The organism is Thalassospira lucentensis (assembly GCF_050516545.1).
GTDB classification, from domain to species: domain Bacteria; phylum Pseudomonadota; class Alphaproteobacteria; order Rhodospirillales; family Thalassospiraceae; genus Thalassospira; species Thalassospira lucentensis_C.
The window spans coordinates 684483-702148 of sequence record NZ_CP191544.1 but is presented as its reverse complement, the minus strand read 5'-3'; the positions used below and the strand labels follow the sequence as shown (position 1 = coordinate 702148).

At 51.4% G+C, this 17666-nt stretch carries 21 protein-coding genes and 2 tRNA genes; 10 read left to right on the top strand and 13 right to left on the bottom strand.

Annotated elements, in window-relative coordinates; all coding sequences use genetic code 11:
• Window positions 1–16: 16 nt before the first annotated feature.
• Window positions 17–457 (bottom strand): ArsR/SmtB family transcription factor, encoded by a 441-nt coding sequence (locus ACQ0MK_RS03090; RefSeq protein WP_430474780.1) that lies wholly within the window; start codon window positions 455–457, stop codon window positions 17–19.
• Between the two features lie 268 nt (window positions 458–725).
• Between ACQ0MK_RS03090 and ACQ0MK_RS03085 the strand changes: the two genes are divergently transcribed.
• The 5 genes from ACQ0MK_RS03085 to ACQ0MK_RS03065 all read left to right on the top strand — a co-directional run bounded on the left by ACQ0MK_RS03085 (window position 726) and on the right by ACQ0MK_RS03065 (window position 3393).
• Window positions 726–1280, top strand: coding sequence for a DUF2975 domain-containing protein (locus ACQ0MK_RS03085; RefSeq protein WP_430474779.1), 555 nt, complete (start codon window positions 726–728; stop codon window positions 1278–1280).
• Entirely contained in the window at window positions 1280–1489 is a 210-nt protein-coding gene (locus tag ACQ0MK_RS03080) for a helix-turn-helix domain-containing protein (RefSeq protein ID WP_350160681.1), read from the top strand. The genes ACQ0MK_RS03085 and ACQ0MK_RS03080 overlap by 1 nt, the downstream gene beginning before the upstream one ends.
• Window positions 1490–1646: 157 nt before the next feature.
• The gene (locus ACQ0MK_RS03075) at window positions 1647–1922 is read left to right on the top strand and encodes a hypothetical protein (RefSeq protein ID WP_430474778.1); all 276 of its coding nucleotides are present in this window, start codon (window positions 1647–1649) and stop codon (window positions 1920–1922) included.
• A gap of 139 nt (window positions 1923–2061) precedes the next feature.
• On the top strand, window positions 2062–2472 hold the full coding sequence (locus ACQ0MK_RS03070; protein WP_430474777.1) for an MAPEG family protein: 411 nt from the start codon (window positions 2062–2064) through the stop codon (window positions 2470–2472).
• Between the two features lie 168 nt (window positions 2473–2640).
• On the top strand, window positions 2641–3393 hold the full coding sequence (locus ACQ0MK_RS03065) for an SDR family NAD(P)-dependent oxidoreductase (RefSeq protein ID WP_430474776.1): 753 nt from the start codon (window positions 2641–2643) through the stop codon (window positions 3391–3393).
• 226 nt (window positions 3394–3619) lie between these two features.
• Here the strand turns inward: ACQ0MK_RS03065 and pseI are convergent, their stop codons facing one another.
• The 4 genes from pseI to guaA all read right to left on the bottom strand — a co-directional run bounded on the left by pseI (window position 3620) and on the right by guaA (window position 7329).
• Complete coding sequence (pseI, locus tag ACQ0MK_RS03060; RefSeq protein WP_430474775.1) at window positions 3620–4672, bottom strand: pseudaminic acid synthase; 1053 nt, start codon at window positions 4670–4672, stop codon at window positions 3620–3622.
• Window positions 4665–5114 carry a hypothetical protein gene (locus ACQ0MK_RS03055; protein WP_430474774.1) on the bottom strand — a complete coding sequence of 150 codons (450 nt, stop codon included), beginning with the start codon at window positions 5112–5114 and terminating at the stop codon, window positions 4665–4667. The genes pseI and ACQ0MK_RS03055 overlap by 8 nt, the downstream gene beginning before the upstream one ends.
• A gap of 29 nt (window positions 5115–5143) precedes the next feature.
• Complete coding sequence (locus ACQ0MK_RS03050; RefSeq protein ID WP_430474773.1) at window positions 5144–5638, bottom strand: GNAT family N-acetyltransferase; 495 nt, start codon at window positions 5636–5638, stop codon at window positions 5144–5146.
• Window positions 5639–5775: 137 nt separating this feature from the next.
• Window positions 5776–7329 carry a glutamine-hydrolyzing GMP synthase gene (gene guaA, locus ACQ0MK_RS03045; RefSeq protein WP_430474772.1) on the bottom strand — a complete coding sequence of 518 codons (1554 nt, stop codon included), beginning with the start codon at window positions 7327–7329 and terminating at the stop codon, window positions 5776–5778.
• 290 nt (window positions 7330–7619) lie between these two features.
• On the opposite strand from guaA, the gene ACQ0MK_RS03040 reads away from it, so the two are divergent.
• Window positions 7620–7976 carry a hypothetical protein gene (locus ACQ0MK_RS03040; protein ID WP_430474771.1) on the top strand — a complete coding sequence of 119 codons (357 nt, stop codon included), beginning with the start codon at window positions 7620–7622 and terminating at the stop codon, window positions 7974–7976.
• Between the two features lie 200 nt (window positions 7977–8176).
• Here the strand turns inward: ACQ0MK_RS03040 and ACQ0MK_RS03035 are convergent, their stop codons facing one another.
• From ACQ0MK_RS03035 to ACQ0MK_RS03015, 5 genes are all read right to left on the bottom strand, one after another.
• Window positions 8177–9505, bottom strand: a complete 1329-nt coding sequence (locus tag ACQ0MK_RS03035) for an RsmB/NOP family class I SAM-dependent RNA methyltransferase (protein WP_430474770.1) — start codon at window positions 9503–9505, stop codon at window positions 8177–8179.
• Between the two features lie 214 nt (window positions 9506–9719).
• Window positions 9720–11186, bottom strand: coding sequence for an IMP dehydrogenase (gene guaB, locus ACQ0MK_RS03030; protein ID WP_430474769.1), 1467 nt, complete (start codon window positions 11184–11186; stop codon window positions 9720–9722).
• A gap of 248 nt (window positions 11187–11434) precedes the next feature.
• Window positions 11435–11959 carry a PAS domain-containing protein gene (locus tag ACQ0MK_RS03025; protein WP_430474768.1) on the bottom strand — a complete coding sequence of 175 codons (525 nt, stop codon included), beginning with the start codon at window positions 11957–11959 and terminating at the stop codon, window positions 11435–11437.
• A gap of 190 nt (window positions 11960–12149) precedes the next feature.
• Window positions 12150–12956, bottom strand: a complete 807-nt coding sequence (locus ACQ0MK_RS03020) for an RlmE family RNA methyltransferase (RefSeq protein ID WP_430474767.1) — start codon at window positions 12954–12956, stop codon at window positions 12150–12152.
• A gap of 63 nt (window positions 12957–13019) precedes the next feature.
• Complete coding sequence (locus ACQ0MK_RS03015; RefSeq protein WP_430474766.1) at window positions 13020–14147, bottom strand: Ppx/GppA phosphatase family protein; 1128 nt, start codon at window positions 14145–14147, stop codon at window positions 13020–13022.
• A gap of 308 nt (window positions 14148–14455) precedes the next feature.
• Between ACQ0MK_RS03015 and ACQ0MK_RS03010 the strand changes: the two genes are divergently transcribed.
• The 4 genes from ACQ0MK_RS03010 (at window position 14456) to ACQ0MK_RS02995 (ending at window position 15608) form a co-directional block, all read left to right on the top strand.
• A tRNA-Gln gene (locus ACQ0MK_RS03010) sits at window positions 14456–14529 on the top strand.
• A 119-nt stretch (window positions 14530–14648) separates the two neighbouring features.
• Window positions 14649–14888: a GIY-YIG nuclease family protein gene (locus ACQ0MK_RS03005; RefSeq protein WP_430476000.1), complete on the top strand. Its 240-nt coding sequence runs from the start codon at window positions 14649–14651 to the stop codon at window positions 14886–14888.
• Between the two features lie 138 nt (window positions 14889–15026).
• Window positions 15027–15100, top strand: a tRNA-Gln gene (locus tag ACQ0MK_RS03000).
• A gap of 115 nt (window positions 15101–15215) precedes the next feature.
• Entirely contained in the window at window positions 15216–15608 is a 393-nt protein-coding gene (locus ACQ0MK_RS02995) for a GFA family protein (RefSeq protein WP_430474765.1), read from the top strand.
• Window positions 15609–15648: 40 nt separating this feature from the next.
• Here the strand turns inward: ACQ0MK_RS02995 and ACQ0MK_RS02990 are convergent, their stop codons facing one another.
• The 3 genes from ACQ0MK_RS02990 to ACQ0MK_RS02980 form a co-directional block, all read right to left on the bottom strand.
• Window positions 15649–16320: a 5-formyltetrahydrofolate cyclo-ligase gene (locus tag ACQ0MK_RS02990; RefSeq protein WP_430474764.1), complete on the bottom strand. Its 672-nt coding sequence runs from the start codon at window positions 16318–16320 to the stop codon at window positions 15649–15651.
• A gap of 124 nt (window positions 16321–16444) precedes the next feature.
• Window positions 16445–16651, bottom strand: a complete 207-nt coding sequence (locus ACQ0MK_RS02985) for a cold-shock protein (protein WP_350044051.1) — start codon at window positions 16649–16651, stop codon at window positions 16445–16447.
• Between the two features lie 200 nt (window positions 16652–16851).
• On the bottom strand, window positions 16852–17577 hold the full coding sequence (locus ACQ0MK_RS02980; RefSeq protein ID WP_430474763.1) for a hypothetical protein: 726 nt from the start codon (window positions 17575–17577) through the stop codon (window positions 16852–16854).
• Window positions 17578–17666: the final 89 nt, after the last annotated feature.

The following is a 17666-nucleotide window of genomic DNA, read 5'->3' as shown; positions in this document are numbered from 1 at the left end:
TGATCGCGCGCAGATGTTAGTCGTGCGTCACATGGGCAAACACATCACGGACCACGCGCGAGATATGTTCATCATCAATCTGATAGAAAATATGCCGCCCACGCCGCTCAGATGCGAGAATCCGTTGATGGCGGAGATGGCGCAAATGATGACTGCACAGTGATTGCGACATATCGGTCGCATCGGCCAGCTCGCCAACAGTTTGCGGTTTTTCCATACAGCGCAGGACAAGTTGCAACCGCCCGGCATCCCCCAAAAGCGAAAAGATTTTCGCCGCCGCCTCGATATCAGGCAATGCCAATTCCGCCCCGACCGCGCGCGATGCATCACGGGTTACGGCTTCGCCCTGCTCGGTGCTCAGACCAAGACGGGCAGCAGTATCGCATTCCTGACAATCTGCATCATCTGCGGACGTCTTGGTTGCGGTCATTGGGGATTTGGTTTTGCTTTCTGACATGGGGTCTATTTTCCATGCCTGCCGGTCGATGGCAAGGGGAACCATGCAACACAGCCATCAAACCAGCACATATCACCGCCCAATCATCCCCAAGGTCGGTCCAAAAAGTGAGATCCACATAAGGGCGCGACCGACATTGGCAAGTGTCACATCCGGCTTTAATTCTCGGGCTGTAAATTCATATATTGACTCAATTCATGAATATATTCATGTTTTACGTTAATAAATTGATCGATTCGCGAACACCCCACGACAAAGGAAGCCCCAAATGTCCACGATCCTCAAAACAGATACACTTAAAAATGTGCGCAATGTCAGCACAGTCCTTTACTGGGCCTGTGCCTTGGCGATCATTTTTCAGATTTGCCTTGTTCCTTTGATCTGGTACGTACCCGGCTGGGTCGAAGCAAGCAGCAGTCAGATGACCGTGAGCATTGCCGAACTGCACAGTCTTTCGGGCTGGCAAAAATACGCCACCATGGGCGTCATGATGATCCCGTCGCTTGTCATGAGCTATGGGCTGGATCGGCTACGCCGGATGTTTGGCGCCTTTGCCAAAAACACCATTTTTCACAGTGAACCGATCATGCATCTGCGAGCCTTTGGCATTGCGTTATTGGCGCAAACACTGATCAAACCCCTTGCCGGGGCGGCAACATCGGTATTGGCGACGTTTCACCGGCCGGCAGGCGAACGGGTTCTGTCTATCGGGCTCAGCAACGCCGAAGCCAGCACGTTGTTCCTTGGCGCCTTGATCATTGTTATTGCCTGGGTTCTTGGCGAAGCTGTGCGGATTGATGATGAAAACCGGAGCTTCGTCTAATGGGTATTATCGTGCGACTGGATGTGATGCTCGCAACCCGCAAGATGAAGTCCAAAGACCTTGCCGCGCGCATCGGCATCAGTGAACAGAACCTGTCGCTGTTGAAATCGGGCAAGGTCAGGGGCGTGCGGTTTGAAACACTTGCCGCCATCTGTCACGAACTTGACTGTCAGCCGGGTGATCTTCTGGAATTTGAAAAGGATGGTTAGGGGCATTACATCGCGCAGCGGATGGAAATGCTGTTATCCTGCACCGCCTTTCCGACTGACGGCGGGATGAATGCCCCAAAATTGCCTTTGATCTGACATTGATCGGCATCATTGCCGCTTATGTTACGGGTGATGGCAATTTCATAAGGAAGCTCCCATGACGCCCCGCCCTATTCCAGAGCATGCCAAGCTTCAACAGACCTTCAAGGACTGGGAATTTGGCTTGTCGGCACATTACAAGAATGCCAAAACCGGCCTTGAACAGCTACCAAGCGAAGTGGTTCAAGCATGGGATGACATGGAAGTTGCGTGGAACGCGATGAAGGATCACGCCCCCAACCCGTCCCCGGCCGAAATTGCACGGTTTCATGCAGCCAACCGCCGCATGCAGCAGGTATGGGACAAAATGATACCGCCCCAAAAGAAAACTTGATGGCGCTTCATCGCATTCACTTCATGCATAAATCCATTCGGGATCAGTTAAACCGGACAACGTGGACATCTAAAACTGATCCGGATGGCGGGCATTTTGCGTAAGCCATTTATCTGTCGCAAAATTCTGGATTTTCCCCGTGACCTATGAACTTTCCATTCTTGTTGTCAACGCCTTGCTCTGCCTCGCTTTCCCGTGGGTCTATAATTATGCCTATGCCAAGCAGCGCGGGGTTGGTGGCAAGAGCCTTATGGGCAATCGCGACAATCTTCCTGAACGCGAAGGGGCTGCTGCACGGGGTCTTCGTGCCCATCAGAACCATCTGGAAAATCTAGTACCCTTTGCGATCCTTGTCCTGATCGCGCATGCCATCGGCGTTTCAAACAGCATCACCATTGCTTGTGCAACGATCTTCCTGATTGCGCGGATTGCGCATGGCGGTTTCTACCTTGCTGGCATATCTCGCGTTCCGGGCATTAACGGCGTGCGTTCGATTGCCTATTTTGTCAGTCTGTTTACCATGCTGGTTTATGCGACGCAGTTGTTTTAACCCATCTCCAAATCGAACTTTCAAAACACCGATGTGATCGGGCACTTGCCGCATCCGGTTTGTTTTGCCTAAATGGCACCAACAATTGGTCGCTGTGCAATGTGCGCGCGCCAAACCGATGACCCAAGGTCACGGTTATAGGGAATGTTTCAGGAAAGGACATTTGGAATGACGCAAAAGATCGCCTTGGTGACCGGATCGGCCCGTGGAATTGGACTGGCAACAGCCAAACTGTTCATCGAACAGGGTTGGAACGTTGCCATGGTCGACCGGGACAGCGATGAACTCTCAACCGCGGCAGCCCCCCTAACCGAGGCAAAACCGTTCGCCTATGACGTATCGATCCCCGAACAGGTCGATCAAATGATCGATGCGGTGCTGTCCGAATTCGGGCGGATTGATGCTGTTGTGAACAATGCCGGCGTTGCCGATTTCCTGCCGATTGGCGAAACCAGCTTTGCCACATGGCGCCGGATCATGGACACCAACCTTGATGGCGTCTTTCTGGTATCTCAGGCCGCGACACCGGCCTTGAAGGAAACCAGCGGTGCGATTGTCAATATCGGCTCGATCTCCGGCCTGCGGGCATCTACCTTGCGCGTTGCCTATGGCACATCAAAAGCCGCCGTCATTCATATGACCAAACAACAGGCCGCAGAATTGGGTGAATTTGGCATCCGCGCCAATTGCGTCTGCCCCGGCCCGGTCAAAACCAAACTTGCGATGGCGGTGCACTCAACAGACATAATTTCGGCCTATCTTGATGCCATGCCACTTAATCGCTATGGCTCTGAGTCCGAAATTTCCGAAGTAATTACGTTCCTGTGCTCGGACAAAGCAAGTTTTGTGACCGGTCAGATCATTGCCGCAGATGGCGGGTTCGAGACCACAGGTGTTGGACTACCTGCTTTGAGAAAATAGAGGCTTTGGAACCATGCGCCCGCTTCGCCTGATCATTACAATCGCCGCAGTCCTATCCCTGTCGTCCTGCCTGACATTTAACTGGCAGCGCAGTGTGCAGCAGGCATTGTCAAATGCGTGCAATTCGACGGGAGATTGCGGATCGGAAGGACCTCGTCACGACTAACGCCCTGACGAGACAACCAATTTTTTGCTACTATTCGCGCAACTTACTTCAAAATTGGTGTCAGTCGCTCAAAACATTCCATCGAACTGGTTCACCGCGAAAAACGTCACATTTAACTTTCTTACCAATTACCACTGAGTAGTGTTTTGGCTCTAACCCAAAACCTGGACGAATCCTACGCACATCTCTGTCCGTTAGCTGAGTACCTGCGGCAACATCTCGAACAAAGTAAAGAGATCGACGGAAAGCTTTGCTTGCGTTTTCCACCCCTGCCCGAGCAAACTTCGTTTGACCGAGAGCAAGCCAAGCCTCTTTTGTATGGTTGACTAGCGAAGCAAGCTCATCTGGCTCCAAAGAGAATTCACTATCAGGGCCTTTCTCAGCACGGCTTAACGTAAAATGCTTCTCAATCGCCACCGCTCCCAATGCAACTGCCGCAATTGCAGCTGTATTGTTTAACGTGTGGTCAGATAATCCAACTGCGACATTAAACTCCTGCTTAAGATACAAGATATTGTTGAGATTGCATTGTTCTGTTGGTGCCGGGTAGCTGCTTATACAATGGAAAAGCAATATTTCTTCAACACCACAACTTCTAGCCACTTCAACCGCTTCACCGATTTCAATCTCAGAGGCCATACCTGTTGACATCAACAATGGTTTCTTTGCCGTAGCTATCCTCTCAATCAAGAGATGGTCTGTTAGCTCAAATGAGGCGACCTTGTAGGCAGGAGCATCCAAAGACTGCAACAAATCCACCGCAGTTTCGTCAAATGGCGAAGAGAATATTGTTATGCCTATTTCTTTGGCAAACTCGAAAAGATGCTTGTGCCATTCGTATGGTGTGTGTGCTTCGGCATAGAGATCATATAAACTATAGCCATCCCACAATCCGCCCTTAATCATGAAATCTGGCAGGTCACAATCAATTGTCATGCTGTCAGCCGTATAGGTTTGCAACTTTACTGCGTGCGCCCCGGCCTGCTTAGCTGCCAGTATGCTTTTTTTGGCCCTTTCGATAGACCCATTATGGTTAGCTGAAAGCTCCGCGATAATATACGGCGCGTTTGAACTGCCAACAACTCGACCAGAAATACTAAACAAATTACTCACTCGATATATTGTATGGTTCTGCCAATGAAAACGTCGTCTGAATTTCTACCCAACCCATCTTGGAAAGACGTTCTTTCATGTCAATATTTCCTGTTGGAACATTGATATAAAAGTGAGAAGGACGTAAGGACTTCAATTCTTCCAGAGGTTTGTGATTACTTAAAATGAATTGTATAACACCATCCAAGTATTCCTCTTCGCCATCGACCAGAAAGGCTGACACGGAATTACTTTCCATAACATAGCACGTTCCAATTGGTAAATCGTCTTTCACAACGATGTACCAAAATCGATACGGGTGGTTGAGCACAAAATCCCTATGCTCCTCGTATGACGGATTTTTACTATGGCTGATATTGTGAACACGCTTGTTCAACATGTCGTAAAGGCACTGGATCTGCGATTCTGTCCCATCAATTTTACAAAATGTGATCTTTGCCATTAGTCCCATCCTCTTACTACAATAGATTATTATCGGGCCAGAATGAACTCGCGCACACCATTCTCCACCTTCGTTTCGTGGAAACCTGCTTTACTAAACAACTTGCAACTGGCAACATTTTCATCCCTCACGCAGGCATAAATGGGACAATCTCTAACTTTGTGGAAAGCCTCTATGCTTACCAATAAAAATGGAACGGAGATCCTTTTCCCACGAAACTGAGGATTTAGATTAATCGATACTTCAGCCAATATTTTTGCTGGGTCATAGTCAAACCGAACAACACCGGTTTTTTCGCCACCTTTCTCTCCAATATACAGAGAGCAATTGGGATCGCTGCATTTGTTTGCAAACCAGCGTTCGTGAACAGCTTTCGAAACTAAATCCGTACTCAAAGACATTTCTCGGGTCAACGGGTCATTCCGCCAAGCGAACAAATCTTCGCTGTCGTGTTCGTCACAACTCCTAATGAACATTTTCTTCTCTTTTGACTTCATGAACTCGATAACAATCAATATCGGCACAAACCTAAGCCCAAGTGAACACGCTGTTTGGTTAGAGTACAATTCACTCGTGCAATATACACTGAGACTCCTATGATTTCATAACAAAACGGCGCGCCCAATGGACGCGCCGTTTATGGTTTCCGGTATCGGAAAACTTATTCCCACTCGATGGTTCCCGGTGGTTTGGATGTGAAGTCGTAGGTGACACGGTTGATGCCGTTGACTTCATTAATGATCCGGTTGGCGATGCGGCCCAGAAGTTCCGGCGGATATGGATAGAAGTCCGCGGTCATGCCATCGGTTGAGGTCACTGCACGCAGCGCACAGGCATAATCGTATGTCCGACCATCGCCCATCACGCCAACGGTGCGCACCGGAAGCAGAACGGCAAAGGCCTGCCAGATCGCATCATACAGACCCGCATTGCGGATTTCTTCAAGATAGATCGCATCGGCCTTGCGCAGGATATCAAGCTTTTCACGCGTGATCGGCTGGCCCGGAATACGGATCGCAAGACCAGGTCCAGGGAACGGATGACGACCAACGAAGCTGTCAGGCAAACCAAGTTCACGGCCAAGATCACGGACTTCATCCTTGAACAATTCACGAAGCGGTTCGACCAGCTTCATGTTCATGCGCTCGGGCAAGCCACCGACATTGTGGTGTGATTTGATCGTTACGGACGGACCACCGGTGAAGGACACACTTTCGATCACATCAGGGTACAACGTCCCTTGTGCCAAGAAATCAGCACCGCCGATTTTCTTGGCTTCTTCTTCAAAGGTTTCGATGAAGAGACGACCAATGGTTTTGCGTTTGGTTTCCGGGTCGATCTCGCCTTCGATGGCACCGATGAAGGTGTCAGAGGCATCAACATGCACCAGCGGAATGTTGTAATGGTCGCGGAACAGGTTCACCACCTGATCAGCTTCGCCCGACCGCATGAAACCATGATCAACAAATACGCAGGTCAACTGATCGCCAATCGCTTCGTGGATCAGAACGGCTGTGACCGAGCTATCAACACCACCTGACAGGCCACAGATGACTTTGCCATCGCCGACCTGTTTGCGGATTTTATCAATCGCATCGTCTTTATAGGCATTCATTGTCCAATCGCCAGAACATCCCGCAACACCGTGGGTGAAGTTCTTAAGCAGCTGTGCGCCATGCGGGGTATGAACCACTTCCGGGTGGAACTGAACCGCATAGAATTTCTTCTCGTCATTGGCGATGGCGGCAAACGGTGCGCCCTCAGATTTACCAACAACGCGGAAACCATCCGGCAATGCGTCAACGCGGTCACCGTGGCTCATCCAGACCTGTTCGCGCGCCCCTTCGGCCCACGCACCGGTAAACAGCGCGCAGTCTTCGATCACGTCGACAAAGGCGCGGCCAAATTCACGATGGTCAGATGTTGCGACTTTGCCGCCCAACTGGTTGACCATGGTTTGCTGACCATAGCAAATGCCTAAGATCGGAACGCCAAGCTCAAACACCTTGGTCGGGGCGGAAGGTGCCTTGTCCCAATGGACAGACGCCGGACCACCCGAAAGGATCACGGCCTTTGGGGCATATTCATCAAGGAATTCATCCGAGATGTTATTAAAAGGATGGATCTCACTATAGACACCGCTTTCACGCACACGACGTGCAATCAGCTGGGTGACCTGAGATCCAAAATCAATAATCAGCACGCGATCAGTCATCGGGCCGTATCTCCGTCGAAGATGGGGTTGCGCCGTACATACGCCAAACCATCATGTTGGGCAACCCGGCGCAGATGGTCCCCCAATGATGCATTCGAAAATCCTTTGCCCTGAAACCGGACATTTGGGGAGGATTGCGGCGTTTTTGCGCGCATCTTCCCCTGAAAAATACACAATTGGTCCCTTTTTCCATCGCAATGATCGGGCAGATTACCCATCAACGGAACGCGGGAAACATCGCGTCCGATCATGAGCACAGCACACTTGATCAAAGCAAGGGACACAAGATTATGAGCACTTCCAAAGGTAGTAAAATCGCAATGGCCGTTGCTGGCCTTATTCTGATTGCCGGTACCGCGACCGCGATCGCCATGACTCAAAAAGACGACGGCGCGACGCTTCCATTGTTTGGTACTGAAGACAGCAGCAATGCGACCGGCGCTGTTAACATCCCGAAAATTCCGGCCCCTGATGCCGAAGTCGGTGAAGCACCGATGACGTCCGACCCGATGACAAATAGCCAGAACGAAGCCAAACCACAGGCACAAGAAGATGGCAGCACAGTTCCGGGCATGGACAAATTGTTTAACAACGATGGTGCCGCCAAGGAAGATCCTCTTAACGAACCGGCCCAGAAGATAGAATAATTGATCTGTCCAGTCCTCTAAGCCCGGTTTGATTTGGTTGCCTGAGCAGCCTGTAGAAGATGTCTTCAACGCAATCTTGCGTTTACGGTAAAACAAAACTGGCCCTGCGACATATGTGCGCAGGGCCTTTTTTTGTGCAGGCAGATTAAGGGCGGCAGCGGGCTGGATCTGGGTTCCATATGCCATTGCCGCAGGTGCCATTATTTTTTTGCCGTCCGTTCGAACACCGCAACAAAGAAACCGTCTGTTCCATGAACGTTTGGCGAAAGACGCAGCCACGGCTTGTCTTTCCCACCCGGAACCGGAACGGATTTCGGTGCGTCCGGCCAGATATCACTGATCGGAACCGGTTTGAAATCCTTGCGATCACGCATAAAGGTTTCAATCAGGCGTTCGTTTTCTTCGGGCATGATCGAACAGGTCGCATAAATCAGACGTCCACCGCGCGTTACCCGCGCAGCACCGGCTTTCAGAATTTTGCTTTGTTCTGCCATCATCGCACGGACATCGCGTTGACCAATACGCCAGCGCAAAGCCGGATTACGGCGCAACGTTCCCAGTCCCGAACATGGGACATCAAGCAAAACACGGTCAAAGAAACCGGACTTGCTGCGCAACCATGTATCGCGTTCATCGGAAATGATGCGTTGCTGAATGCAATCACCAGCGCCAGCACGACGCGCACGTTTGCGCGTATTATCCAGACGGGCACCATGGGTATCACAGGCAAGAATACGACCCTTGCCGCGCATGTCCGCCGCAATACCAAGCGTCTTGCCACCGCCACCTGCACACATATCAAGAACGGTCATGCCCGGCTTGGCATCAACGACATTGACGCAAATCTGGGATGCTTCGTCCTGAATTTCGATCAGGCCATCTTTATAGGCGGCCGTCACCAGCATGTTGACACCCAGCGGCAACCGAAGACCATGCGGGGCATAAGGCGTTCTTTCGATCACTTTGACGCCATCCGCATTGAGCGATTTGATGGCATCATCAACGGTGCCTTGCAGGCGGTTGACACGCAGATCAAGCTTGGCTGGCTTATTATACGCCGCCATTTCGTCAGCAAGATTTTCGTGATGAAGTTTCATCAATTCCGCATACAGCCATTTTGGCAGTTCGGTTTTAACCGCACCTGGCTGTGCATCATGGTCAAGCTTCTGGCCAGACAATTTGTTGATCAGATGCTTTTCATTGGGGTGAAGCGGGTCCGGGCAGAATTGTTCGCCACAAAAACGGTCTTCAAGGTCGACCATTTTCAAACTATCATGCAACACCAGATCAGCGATCATGCGTGCACGACCGTCCTGAAACTCATACCCGCATTCGGCCAACCACCAACCCAGACGGGCTTGATGACGGATCAGGTTATAGAAACGTTCGCTGATTTCACGGCGATCGCCACCACCGATATAACGGCGTGATCCGAAATAGGCTGATACAACGCGGTCTGCGTCGTCTCGGGTATGGGTCCAACCGTCATAAAGTTCAATAACGGCGGCGATACGTGCACCGGGTTTCAAAGCGAAAATCCAACCTGTCTGTGGGTAATGCTGCTGCTTCGGATATGGGAAGTGCCAGCACACCTTGCGATAAATACGATAAAAAAGACGATGACGGCAGGAAAGCCTGCCGTCACCTTACAAATTCTGTGCCGCTCATATCATGGCTTTATCGGTTCGCCAACCGCATGAAATGCAGAGCAGACCAGCCAATCAAGAAGCAAAGCAGCGCAGCCTAGCTGCCCGGACGGTAGTTCGGGGCTTCGCGCGTGATCGTCACATCATGGGTGTGGCTTTCACGAAGGCCCGCATTGGTGATGCGGACAAACTCTGCACGTTCGCGGAAATCAGCCAAGGTTGCGGCACCGGTATAGCCCATGGATGCTTTCAAACCACCCACCAACTGGTGGATAATCTGACCAGCCGGGCCTTTGTACGGGACGCGACCTTCGATACCTTCGGGGACCAGTTTCAGGTTGTCCTGAACGTCCTGCTGGAAGTAACGATCCGCCGAACCACGTGCCATTGCACCAACTGATCCCATACCACGATAGGATTTATACGAACGGCCCTGATAAAGAATAACTTCGCCCGGTGCTTCGTCCGTACCAGCCAAAAGCGACCCCACCATGCAGGTACTTGCACCTGCTGCCATTGCCTTGGCGATATCACCGGAAAACTTGATCCCGCCATCAGCGATGATTGGAATATCAAGTGTCTGCGCCATTTCGGCACATTCAAGAATGGCGGTAAGCTGTGGCACACCAACGCCGGCAACAATACGGGTCGTACAGATCGACCCCGGACCGATACCAACTTTGACCGCATCGGCACCGGCTTCGGCCAAGGCCTTGACCGCCGCAGCGGTTGCAACGTTACCGGCAATGATCTGGGTATCGCCGACTTGTGCCTTGATCTGCTCAACTGCCTTGATCACGCCTGCTGAATGGCCATGTGCGGTATCAATCACCAGAACGTCAACCCCGGCTTCAACAAGGGCAGCAGCCCGTTCAAAGCCCGCTTCGCCAACGCCGGTTGCTGCTGCAACGCGTAGACGGCCGCTTTCATCTTTACAGGCATTCGGGTGGAGTTTGGCTTTTTCGATGTCCTTGACCGTGATCAGGCCGGTACAACGATAGGCTTCATCAACCACCAGAAGCTTTTCAATGCGATGTTGGTGCAGAAGCTTTTTGGCTTCTTCGGTATTCACATTCTCGGTCACCGTCACCAGACCTTCGTGGGTCATCAGTTCGGAAACCGGCTGTGCGCGGTTGGATGCAAAACGAACGTCACGGTTGGTCAGAATGCCGACCAGCTTGTTCGAAGAACGTTCAACAACCGGAATACCGGAAATATGGTTAACATCCATCAGGTCGAGCGCATCTGCCAGCGTCTGATCGGGATGAATGGTGATTGGGTTGACCACCATGCCCGATTCGAACTTCTTCACGCGGCGCACGGCTTCGGCCTGCTGGGCGATATCGAGGTTCTTGTGAATGACCCCCATGCCGCCATGTTGTGCCATGACAATCGCCATTGCACTTTCGGTCACGGTATCCATAGCCGAGGAAAGCAGCGGGATTCTGAGGTCAATCTTCTTGGTAATGCGGGTATTGGTCTGCACCTGAGCAGGCAACACATCTGATGCTGCGGGTTTGATCAGTACGTCGTCAAACGTCAGGGCTTCGGCTATGCGGGTCATCTGGCCACCTCGTTAATCTGAGTTGGCGCGGAACTTATACACGTTACGGCCTAAATGCCAAGTTTTCTGCGCCCATAACAGCCTTGTGTTTTTATTGCTGCAATCTTTTGCACATTCCGTTAGAAACTGGTCGATGGGGCTGCTGTCAGGCAAGCTCCTTTTTTGTTCCCCCCTCTCAGACGCAACATATCACCATATTTGACGCAGTTCCCCCTTAGGAACGTGCGACAAATTGGTGCAGACGCATCTCAAAGGGTGAAAACGAACTCGTCATAATCCATCCCGGCATCTGACAGAAGTTTCCCAACCATGGCGGCTCCACGCGCCATGCCTTCCTTGCGATTACGTTCTTTGCCTTCTTCTTCGCAAAGTGCGGCATAAAGCGGGATAACTTTTTCCAAAGCATCACGGCGCGGCACACGGCGATTGGAATGATACCCAATGATCTTCCCGCCCGGCCCGAACGTCGGCGTGACATTGGCCAAGACCCAATAATGATCACCATTTGCCGAACGATTAATGACATATGCGAAAATTTCGCGCCCGGCCTCGATCGTTTGCCACAGCAATGAAAAGACGCATCTGGGCATATCAGGATGGCGGATAATGCTGTGTGGTTGGCCAAGAATATCACGTTCGCGATACCCTGCGATGCGCAGGAACGTATCATTGGTATATGTGATCCGACCTTTTAGGTCGGTTTTCGAAACGATAATTTCGTGTTCGTCAAAATGACGTTCAACACCCGTCAGGAATAGCTTTTCCTGCTTCATCAAAAATACCCCACCAACAATGACCGCACCGGGCGGCCTGCCTGTCAACCATGCAAAGCTTGCAAATTTATCTTGCAACTATAGCTGGTTAACGGGGAATGGGGGTTTGATGTAGCGCAAAGCAAGGGAGACGAATTTTCGCCTTCCTCATCAAACAAACAATCAGCGCCGGTTCACTCTATTCGACCGGCTATTCGACAGGCGACCAGTTATCGTCTTCGCGAAGTTCGGCTTTGCTAATATCTTCCTCGGCATTGTTTTGCCCGCGGAACCCTGTCGCGATCAAATAAGCTTCCGGGCTTTCGGGGCGCGATGCCGGTGGTTTGGCGTGCTTGGAAACGCGGAAATTTTTCTTAACCCGGTTCAAAAGATCGTTTTCCGTACCGCCCTTAAACACCTTGGCGATAAAAATACCGCCTGGTGCCAGAACTTCTTCGGCAAATAAAAGCGCGTGTTCAACCAGATCAATAATCCGGATATGGTCGGTTTGACGGTGACCGGTGGTTTCCGGAGACATATCGGAAATCACGGCATCAACCGGCCCCTGCAGGGCATGTTTGATCATGTCTGGCGCAGCCGGATCAAGGAAATCGCCCTGAAGGCACGTCGCACCAGAAATCCCTTCCCATTCAAGGATATCAAGGCCAACAACCTGACCATTGCCATGTTTGGAGCCAACCATATCAACAGCAATCTGTGTCCAGCCGCCCGGAGCGGCTCCAAGATCAACAATGCGCATGCCCGGACGGAGCAGATCAAACTGGTTGTTGATTTCAATCAGTTTGAACGCTGCACGTGACCGATAGCCAAGGCGTTTGGCTTCCTGGACATAGGGATCGTTCAGTTGCCGATCGAGCCAGCGCGTCGACGAGATTTTGCGCCCCTTGGCACTTTTGACACGCGTACGCAGGCCACGCCGTGCACCGGTATCAATGGCTGCAATGGCCGAACCTTTGCGGCGACGTGTACCGCCTTTTCCGCTGCCTTTATCGCTCATGATCGTTCCTGAACTGAATTCTGTGTTGGCCACTACCCTGTCGGGACGTTTACGTCTAACCGGTCAGGATGAGGCTGGAATATGCGACACTGTATGACGGCGCGCGTCGCATGGGTCAATAGCATGACCGTCAGCACGCATCAAATCGACCAAAATACCCTCGCGCAGGCCACGATCAGCGACTTTTAACGTCGCCAAAGGCCAAATATCACGAATCGCGGCAAAGATCGCCGCCCCGGCATCCATCAATTCGGCGCGCTGATTGCCGATGCATGGATGCCCTTTGCGTTTATCTGATTCCATGCGCAGCAAAAGTTCTGTCACCCGTTCAGCATCATCAAAGCGAAGATCGGACCCATCAACCTTATGGCGTTCATACCGCTCAAGGCCAAGCGCGATCCCGCAGAAGGTCGTGACTGTGCCCGACGTTCCGACCATCTGCACCTTGTCATCATCAAGCATGTCTGTGCAGCAATTGCGCTTGGCAAATTCTTCAAGACGCTGACGGATTTCGGTGCGCATGGCCTCAAACCGTTCTCGGCGTTCCTCGACCGAGGCATACCGTTCGGTCAGACACAAAACACCGCAAGGCATGGATAAGGTTTCAATGCATTGGGTCTTGCCCGTCTGATCAACCTTGATCCAGCAAATTTCCGTACTACCACCGCCAATATCAAACACCACCGCATAAGGGCGATCATCAAGAAGCGCCGAACAGGCCTGAAGGGCCAAACGGCTTTCTTCGTCGGGGTTGATGATATCAAGCGATATGCCGGTTTCATCAATAACCCGTTTTAGGAACTCATCGCGGTTATTGGCCGTGCGCAGCGCCTCGGTCGCAACCGCGCGAAGCCGTGCACCGGGATGACGGCGGAGTTTTTTGGAACAAACCCGAAGCGCATCAATCGCACGTTCCATCGCAGCTTCGCAAAGATACCCCTTTTCACGGACACCTTCGCCAAGACGCACAACGCGCGAAAACGCATCAATGACCTTGAACCCGTCATTGCAGGGACGCGCGACCAAAAGTCGGCAATTTGAACTGCCAAGATCAATCGCGGCATAAAGCGGGGCTGTGATGCAATCGACAATCCTTGATGCTTTATTGCCGCCTTCAGGTATGTGAACGGCGGTACCGGGCTTGGGCATGCCGGGTTTGTCAGGTGCATCAAGCACGGCGTGCTCGCCCATTGCAGCGCCGCTAGCCGGGCGTTCTGCCCTGTGCGAGTTGCTATGGGGAGATACGTGTTTCACCTTATCAAAACCTGACTTCAAATGTCGTTGCACCAAACTTGTCGCTGACGATCACGACAATTATATGACGATCTCGCGAATCAGCTATATGAGTGTAACGACAATCGAGAACAAGGCAATTCCCGTATGCAGGAATCGCATGGTTGGCGTGATTGGAATAAAAAAGTGTTGCCAAAACCGGGCGGGTTTTATACATAGCGCCCCACGCCACGACGCATCACGTGTCGGGCGGGCCTAAGTTTTGTTGGGGAATAGGTTAACGGTAGACCTACGGACTCTGACTCCGTCAGTCCTGGTTCGAATCCAGGTTCCCCAGCCATCCGTCTTCACTAATTTTGCCTTTGGCAAAATTTAGCTTCGACGAGACTGTGTCGAGACGAAGCGTGTGAAACGGAATGCCTCGCCATAGTGAAGCGAAGCGTAACGAAGGCGGGCGCTATGTATTATGTGTACATTCTCCAAAGCCTGAATACTCCAGAACACTTTTATGTCGGCATCTCCTGCGATCTGAACAAACGTTTGGCGCAGCACAATGATGGAATGTCTGTTCACACGAACAAGTTCAAGCCATGGAAAATTCGAACAGCCATCAGATTTGACGATTCATCCAAAGCCGAAAAGTTCGAAAAATACTTGAAATCGTCCTCCGGGCGAGCTTTTGCCAAGAAGCATTTTTAACATTCCACACGTCATTTAAGACGAACAATCATTCCGTTTCAGCCTGCTCAACAGCCGCCTTGACAATCAAATTCCAATCCATTACGACACACCTCCACAGCGTCCAGTGCTTGTGTTGAACACTCTGGATCACCCTGCTGGGGAATAGGTTAATGGTAGACCCGCGGACTCTGACTCCGCTAGTCCTGGTTCGAGTCCAGGTTCCCCAGCCACTTTGATCCTTCCCAATCACATCCGATCATAACAAAATCCGTTCGCGCTCGAATTGCGCCAAAATGCTGGTTTGTTATAAACTTGGTGTTCTCTTGCGTTCAAAGGAGACATAAAATGGATCAAGTTACCGGCGGTTGCGTGTGTGGCAAGGTACGGCTCATTGCAAAAGGTGCGCCTTATCGGGTTGGAATTTGTCATTGCCTTGATTGCCGTAAGTATCACGGTGCACTTTTCCATGCCTCGGCCATATTTCCACAAACCTCTGTCACGGTCAGCGGTGCAACCGGCAACTATCAAGGACGGCATTTCTGCGCCAAGTGCGGATCGTCCGTTTATTCGCAAAGCGATGATGAGATTGAAGTCAATCTTGGCACGTTGGATGAACCTAGTCAGTTCAAGCCGACCTATGAATTATTTACGGATCGGCGCGAAAACTGGCTGCCTGCCTTTCCCATCCGCAAACTTTATGAACGTGATCGCGAAGGTGCTGCACGCACCGAAGACTGAAATCACGGACTGATCAGCACAACCCCTGCCGATTTCAAGCTCAGTCGCTTAGATGACATGGCGGTGACGTCTGGTCTGCTTTCTCTGCTTCGGATGCTGTGCGCTCGGAAATATAGCGCACACCCTGTTCGGTGATTACAACATCCATCGGAACGTCATATTGATGCGGCAGGATGTCATCAAGGCGGGCGGCTTCAAAGCCAATGCCAACAACAAGCGGTTTGCGCTTTAGCGCGACCAATGTGCGATCAAAGAACCCACCGCCATAGCCAAGCCGATACCCGGCCGGGTCAAACCCGACCAGTGGGGCGAGCAATACATGGACCTGAACTTCTTCTGTATCACGCGGTTCAGGAATGCGGGCAAAACCCGGTGCCATTTCCGTATCCATCGTCCAATTATGGAAAACCATCGGCTGATCTTTGCCCGGCACAACGGGTAAGGCCGCCCTGCCCCCTGCATCCAGATGATTTGCCATCACCGGACGCAAATCGACTTCATTTTGGATCGGCCAATAGAATCCGACGGCCGCCGCAGCCCGATCTTTGAGAAAAGCCGCAAAATGTAGTCGGATTTGATCGGAAAGATGTTTGTGCGTTGCTGCGTCCAAGGCCGCACGCCATCCAAGCAATGCCCGCCTTACGGCATGACGCCATTCTGATTGGCAATTGGTATCTTTGGTTATGGGTGCAGACGGCAGGTCAAGGCGCATAGAAAGGAATACAGTGCGTTGATGTTCATGTTGGCACAGCCTACAACAAAACATCACAAACGCATAACGCGCCGGAAACCCGGCGCGTTAACGGTTGTCAGCAAAAGCTGCAATCCAAAATTAATTACCCGATGGAGAGTTCTTCTGCCGACATGCGGCCGTTACGACCTTCAATCAGCTCGAATTGAACCTTCTGACCCTCATCAAGTCCCTGCAGACCAGCACGCTGAACAGCGGTGATATGCACGAATGCATCTTTGCCGCCTTCGTCAGGGGTGATGAAGCCATAACCCTTGGTCGCATTGAACCACTTAACCGTTCCGGTAGCCATATCCGTAGTCGTCCTTAGTTTAGTAAGCGCATTTCCCTTTTGAGGAACTGCTAGATAATCGTCCTACAATACACCCGAAAAGGGCATGACATCCATCAACCAGAAGGCAACCATGCCCCAGCAAGATGTACTGCACCGTTTCAATAATTACCGAATTTTGGCCTTAGTGCAATGGATTCATGTATGAAGTTCTTTTTTCGCTACCAACCATTCATAACCGTGTAACGGCTTTCGTCTGGTTGCGATTGTCGCAAGCTTGACACCCCCATAGATGAATCGAAGCCATCGACGAATTCACGTAAGGGTTCTGTATCCCGACAAATAAGAGACAAATTTACGGTTATCACAGGCGGAAGATCGGCCTGAACAATTTCAGCTCGCCCAAACATTCGAATATTCGTGACATCAGCTATGATTGCATCAACGCGGCCCGTGGCGAGCAACTCGACAGCCTGATCCAGGTTCCGAAGGTCATGCCATATGACCTCAGAGCTCAGCGGAACATCCGGCCTTGGCAAATTGGCAAGGATGCCGATATTGACCACCGGTAAAGATCGCAGATCAACACCCGCACGACGAAACAATCTTAACTCGAAACGGATCTTGCTGACTGTTGCGATGTTGTTTTCAAAGTCCTTCGGCCTCGCGCCCATCACGCAATCTATCTTGCCACTTCGCAAAACATCCTGAAATCGATTGTAAGGAGCACGTTCGAACACGACAGGACGCTTTTGCGCACGAAGTCGGGTTACAAATTTTCGCTGATCCGGTAGCGCATGCACAAGCCACTTTGCATCAAACCCGATATTGCTCGCGATCCGAACCGGAGCCTCTGCATGTGCGGAAACAGGAAAGCAAAGCAGACCAAACAACACAACCAGATACCGGCACCCAAAGCGTGCAGAAGACTTGCCCTGATGTTTCAATTCGCGCTTCCTGTTTAACTGCAAAACAGCATTCTGTAATCTTTTCAAGAGCCTGCTTCGTGAGAACCGTGCCTTGAAGATACGCGTAA